The 5,434-nt window shown below is 37.6% G+C and carries 6 protein-coding genes and 1 pseudogene; 2 read left to right on the top strand and 5 right to left on the bottom strand.

Annotated elements, in window-relative coordinates; all coding sequences use genetic code 11:
• The 5 genes and pseudogenes from AC1DND_RS19715 to AC1DND_RS19735 form a co-directional block, all read right to left on the bottom strand.
• Positions 1 to 186: pseudogene (locus tag AC1DND_RS19715) on the bottom strand (hypothetical protein); the annotation flags it as partial.
• 367 nt (positions 187 to 553) lie between these two features.
• Complete coding sequence (locus AC1DND_RS19720) at positions 554 to 1,411, bottom strand: sugar phosphate isomerase/epimerase family protein (protein ID WP_477584213.1); 858 nt, start codon at positions 1,409 to 1,411, stop codon at positions 554 to 556.
• 285 nt (positions 1,412 to 1,696) lie between these two features.
• Positions 1,697 to 2,803 (bottom strand): AAA family ATPase, encoded by a 1,107-nt coding sequence (locus tag AC1DND_RS19725; RefSeq protein ID WP_477584215.1) that lies wholly within the window; start codon positions 2,801 to 2,803, stop codon positions 1,697 to 1,699.
• Positions 2,787 to 3,497: an RNA ligase family protein gene (locus AC1DND_RS19730; protein WP_477584217.1), complete on the bottom strand. Its 711-nt coding sequence runs from the start codon at positions 3,495 to 3,497 to the stop codon at positions 2,787 to 2,789. Before AC1DND_RS19730 ends, AC1DND_RS19725 begins: the two co-directional genes overlap by 17 nt.
• Positions 3,498 to 3,771: 274 nt before the next feature.
• Complete coding sequence (locus tag AC1DND_RS19735) at positions 3,772 to 4,341, bottom strand: porin family protein (RefSeq protein ID WP_477584219.1); 570 nt, start codon at positions 4,339 to 4,341, stop codon at positions 3,772 to 3,774.
• A 337-nt stretch (positions 4,342 to 4,678) separates the two neighbouring features.
• Here AC1DND_RS19735 and AC1DND_RS19740 point away from each other — a divergent pair, with 337 nt between their 5' ends.
• Positions 4,679 to 4,876: a hypothetical protein gene (locus AC1DND_RS19740; RefSeq protein WP_477584221.1), complete on the top strand. Its 198-nt coding sequence runs from the start codon at positions 4,679 to 4,681 to the stop codon at positions 4,874 to 4,876.
• Between the two features lie 180 nt (positions 4,877 to 5,056).
• Positions 5,057 to 5,434, top strand: a 378-nt coding sequence (gene tsaB, locus AC1DND_RS19745) for a tRNA (adenosine(37)-N6)-threonylcarbamoyltransferase complex dimerization subunit type 1 TsaB (RefSeq protein WP_477584223.1), incomplete at its 3' end; no start/stop codon positions are given.

Raw genomic sequence — 5,434 nt, forward strand, 5'->3', positions numbered from 1 at the left:
GGAATTGATCGCTTCTACAATGAGCGCAATAATTGCACCTTGTGTTTTCGCATTTTTTAGCGATACAATAATGGAATATAAAATTTCGCCATTTTGGTTTACTACTCCACATTTGAGTGAAGATCCACCCACATCAATTCCGATAGCATACGATTGTTCCATATTGAAATTATTTAAAGTAATCATATACCAAACCTAGTTTAAATCTCATTTGCATTGCTTTATTGGACATGTTTTTCAATAACATTTTATTATTCGAATCTAATATAGACTAAAAATGGAATTCGATAAACTCTACCCGTTAGATTTCAGTCCAAAACCTTTAAATATTGATTAAAAAGAGAAATAAACACTTAACAGTAATCATTTTTAGGCAACACAGCCATAAACGTAATGCTTTTAAGTGTGAGGAGTGCAGCTCGGCCCTTATGCAGTTTGGGGCACGCAGCTACTAAATTCTTCATCACTAAGCAGTTTTCTACCTACTGTATTACCTATTGCTTAAAAACAACCCAACAAGCTAGCTATATAGCAGTCTCCTTTTTTAGAAAAACTACAAATATCTTTTTCTCCAAACCTGCATCATATATACATTTATTTCCCATTGATCGGCAACTGGAAGGTTGGTAAACGGAATGGTTGGCATATAACTGGGCGGGCCAAATTCAGTTAACATGGTCAGGATTTTACCTTGTTGTTTTTTTATGGCAACAACCTTGTCCCACCAGGCAAAATGAGCTTCAACCGCTTGTTTCCATTCCGGCGCTCTCGGATCGCTTACCTGTGGTCCTTCTGCATGGCCAACCCTGGAGTGAACATGATCGGTACGTGAAATGGCAAGTGCCACGGTTTCTGGTTGGTCTTCGAGTAAACTTTCGCTCACATTACACCAATGAGAAATATCGAGGGTTAGCCTTAAATCAGGGTTTTGCTGTAAATATTGTAATGATGCCGGAGCTGAATAAAGCATACGAGACCGATGAGTTTCATGATAAATTGGAACTCCTGTTTCTTTGGCATACTGAACAGTAAAATCAATGAATTTTTTGTTGTCCTGGTATTGAAAAAAATCTTTTCCCGAGTGAACATTTATATACAATGGTTTTTGATATTGATGTTCAACAGCTTCGCTAAGTACTTTTTTAAAAGTTGCAAAGTGCGGTGCTGGAAGGGCTTCATCTCCACGGCAAAGAAAACCAACTTCTAATTGATATTTTTTTAACGCTTTAAATAACTCTTCTGCAATTTCTGGCGACCATAAGATTTCTATTCCATCATAACCCGAATCTTTTGCCTTTTTGCAAAAATCAGTTACCGAGCCATTAAAGCCCCAATAAGGCGCCATGACTTTTAAGGCGAAACCATTTGTCCATTTTTCAGATCCTAAAGAAGGTGCACTAAATGTTTCCATTGGTTTTAAAAATAAAGCTGATGTGAGTGCCATGCTACCGCCTATAAAATTGCGTCGGTTATATTTCATTTGATATATATTACGGATTCAAGTTACACATTTTTAGTTTTTAAAGAATTTAGTTCATATTAAAAGGTGATTTCATTAATAACCAATCAATCAGCAAGCATAACCATTATGGAACAAAAAAGCCCTTCAGAATACGCTGAAGGGCTGTGTTAATAACAGGATGTTTTTCCAATGATTTCTACCATAGCTCGCTTAATTACGAACTTAAAACATCTATTATCGAATCCGGTAAACGACCTGATGTGCCTCCCACTGTGCGGGTACTTCGAGTTTGTTCGCCAATTTATTAAGTATTCCCGCAGGTACAATAGCTGTTCTATTTTTATTCTGAAGATGCAAATGTTGGTAAGGCACTTCGATATAGACAATACTTATTTTTGCCTTGTAAATACTAAACAGATCAATTAACTGCGTGCGCATCTGGCTCGTAGTATTAGTAGCATTCCAAACAAATGCCTGCTGTTTACGCAAATAAACCCTGGCTTGCTCTTTTGCTTCTTGTATTACCCTCCCATTACCTGCTTTATCCGTTGGAGATATTCCCTTTTCCTTACGGATACCGTCTAAAGAGATTATCGGCCAATCTGCGTAATGTGTTTTAATATAGGTGTCTTTTCCGGCACCAGGCAAACCGCTCATTAAAATAACTTCCGTTACTGGTTCATCAAATGGGATGTAATCTAAATAAGCATCTTCATGTTGCATAAAATACATTTGCGCAGCATTTGATTTAAACCGATAGGAGTTTCCCCAGCATTCGTTTTCCTTACAAAATTCTTCGAAGCAAGCTATACGATATAACATCTCTTCTTGATCATCACAGATACGTCCAAGCATATCTACTTTTGCCAATAAACATAACCATTGCAGATTAACTTCCATGCTTGCTTTAACTAAAACTTTCACAGGATCAGTTTTTTCAAATAACCAAATTGGCAAACCATGGTGCCTTACCAGCCCTACAATTTGTTCACGAATGGCAAAAGGCGCTGGTTCATCCTGATATAGTAATTGCCTTGCAAATTGAGCTCCTTTACGCGCATGTCCTTTTGAGGTAATGCTTCCATCTGTTTCAAAAACAGTTGTACTGTACTTTTCAACATCGTGCAATAAAGAAGCTGCCCATAAAATTTCCTGATCCTGTTCAGATAATGATTTAAAAGCAGGTTCATTTTGTAAAGCGGTTAGCACCATTTGCGTATGTATGGCCACATTACCTTCTGCATGATAGCGTGAATCTTGTTGAACGCCTGCCATGCGTTTTACCCAATCAAAGCGAATTTCAAGATCCGCCCACTGTTTATTTTCACTTAAGGCCCACATGCTTACCTCCTTCATTTAGCAGTGATGCACGTTTCCAGCTTCTGGTCCAATGCTCGTCAGTTTTAACATGCCCCTTGCGTACGTATTTGAACACGTTTTGGGCAAAATCATCAACGGTATACCCATCGGCATTCCTGCTAACAATTCCCTCCATAGTAACCTGGGTTTTATCGTAAACATCATAGGTATCAAATTTACCTGTCCCCTTTACCAACTCGAGTATTTCTTTTTCGAACTGTTGTTGATTTTCCGGTTTTTGTTCTATTTTAATTACAGGAACAGTTGGCAGATCTAACATATTTGCATAAAACTGCGTTTCTTCCCAACTTAACCAATGGTCGAATTCGCGGATACCGAATACATAAAAATGATGTTCGAGCTTGCGATATTCAATAGAATGAATAGCATATAAGTTCTCTACGAAGATTTCTAAGTCTCCTAAATCATGTTTCGCAAGTTGCCAAAAACGTCTAAGACTTTCTGTCCATGGTGATGTAGTTGGAGCCGCGTGCGAGCGAGCAAACACGCCGTGTTTAGACAGGCAATTATTCTCGCCATCGAGTTTTTCGGTGTGTATAAGTGTAGGAATTTTTTGTAAATATTCCCAATAGTCGTGCTGTATCCTGTCATCGCTAGTTGTTCCCGGCGAAAACGGGTAGTGATAAGTACGACCATATTTTTTTGAAATAGCCATATTGTAATAAGTAAAGTAAAAAATAAATAGTAATTACTCCCTCCCCAGGTGGGAAAGGTCATTCAACATTTATATGCAAATGATATTACATGACACAAGACTTAAATAGTTCGTTTGGCAACAAAAGTAATAAAACTAATTTAGTTTCTTTTAACTAAAGAAATGTTATTTAAGAAGTTAACAAAAAAAATCCATTTTTCTTTAGCGAAAAATGGATTTATGTTCTTCCAATATTTAAACTGATGAACTAGAGGAATAAAGAAGTTTAGAAGTCTTAAAACAATTTAAATCCGACAGATAGATTAAACAAACCGCTTTTTTCATTCAGGCCTTTATTAATTTTTGTAAGGCCACTGCTGTATCTGGCATCAATACTGATGTTGCCAATATCTACCCCGGCATTGATCACTCCACCGAAAGTAAGCTTTTTATAATCAAAGCCAACCGGCCCTTTTGCTTCGTTAAGGGTATAATTAACATCGGGCCCCACAGAAACCCTGAAATTTAAGGCTTCGGTATCAATCAGTTTGTAGCCCACCATAAGGGGCAAATTAAGTTGGTTAAATTTTGGGGTATAAGTGCTAGCTGCATAAACATATGAACTCTTAAARCTAACATAGTTCAATTCTGGTTGAAAATATAATGATTTACCAACCCGGGCAAATACTCCAAAATTATAACCCACCTTTCCTTTTTTATCTGTTATGGCATTTAAACTTGTTGGCAATGTTCCATAGTTTACACCAGCTTTTACACCAAATACAACATCAGCATCTTGTGCTTTTGCCACTCCTGCTGTAATAACGATAACAGCAACTAATAAATAAAACTTGTTGATTTTCATACTTTTTTGTTTTTAAATAATTGAATATTTATTGTGTTTTGAAAGTATGACAACAACGTTTGTATTTACCCCTATGCCCAATGTCATTTATTTTTATGGAGAAAACAAATAACATTTGTCCTTCGACAGGCTACCATTGACGTTATTTTACAAACCGCTATTAATCAGCATTTTAATCACTTTTACATTTCCGTCCAGCTAGGCCATAGCACGGTATCTCCGTTCTACTTAAACCCGGCCTAACAAATTTTTCGGGCTGCACTGTCCTAGCCGCACAACTGTCTTCAAAAGAAAACGGCGAAGCCCTCATGAATGCAGCTGAAAACTATAATACAAAATGAATAAATTTTCAGCCGGCATTTTTTGTTTTTTCATAGGCCTTTATGTTTTCAACGGCATTCAAGCTAGCTATGCTGGTCTTTTTGATGCCAAAAAGAAAGAGCCCTTCGGCGGCGGCGAGCGCGAGCCGAGGCAAGCCCCTGGTGTATGGAAAAGAAGCAATTGTACGTCAATCATATTGATTTTTATAAGATAAATTACCCCTCAGGATGATACGCCACGAGGGATAATTGCCCCAGTAATTTATTAAATCGGTTATTGACTCCAAACGCCAAACTGGTTAAACGGTTAATTGTTTAAATCGGTTAATTGACTCCAAACGCCAAACTCTCAACTCCAAACTTATCTTCTCTTTCATTTTACTTATCTTTGCGCAATGGCTAAAATACTTCAAATAGAAACGGCTACTGCAATTTGTTCTGTAGCGCTATCTATCAACGGCGAAACTATTTCATTTAAAGAAGAAAAAGGACAAAACCTGCATGCTGCTAATTTAACCCTGTTTATTGATGAGGTGCTTAAAACGGCAGGCGTAAGTTATCAGGCATTGGATGCTGTTGCGGTAAGTAAAGGCCCAGGGTCTTACACAGGGCTTCGCATTGGTGTTTCTACGGCAAAAGGACTCTGTTATGCACTAGATAAGCCATTAATCGCCATTGAAACGCTAGAGATGATGGCTGCAGGTTTCTTAACGGAAAATCCTGATTATTTTGGTTTAATCTGTCCAATGATCGATGCCCGTAGAATGGAAGTG

The organism is Pedobacter sp. 01N416 (assembly GCF_056399685.1).